1 protein-coding gene is annotated in these 358 nt (G+C 43.0%); it reads left to right on the forward strand.

Annotated features, from left to right (window positions below):
- On the forward strand, positions 1-358 hold a 358-nt coding region (locus tag H5202_RS23725; RefSeq protein WP_259397473.1), incomplete at both ends, for a methyl-accepting chemotaxis protein.

Raw genomic sequence — 358 nt, forward strand, 5'->3', positions numbered from 1 at the left:
TATTGAGCAGATATCTCAAGCGATGAAAGAGATGTTTGTTAGTGTCACTCATATTGCTGAATACGCGTCAAATGCGGCAGTTGAAGCTGAAGATGCCAACACTGAAGCAAAACAAGGCGTTATAATTGTTAACGATGCTGTTAGCACTATTAACATCTTAGCTGAAGAAGTACAGCAAACTGCGGCTGTCGTTGATCAATTGGATGCATACACCCATAACGTTAATGACATTTTGGACACGATAAGAAGTATTGCAGATCAAACGAATTTACTGGCCCTTAATGCTGCTATTGAAGCCGCGCGTGCTGGTGAACATGGGCGCGGGTTTGCGGTAGTTGCTGATGAGGTAAGAACATTG

It is taken from the genome of Shewanella sp. SG41-4, assembly GCF_014164505.1.
GTDB lineage: Bacteria > Pseudomonadota > Gammaproteobacteria > Enterobacterales > Shewanellaceae > Shewanella.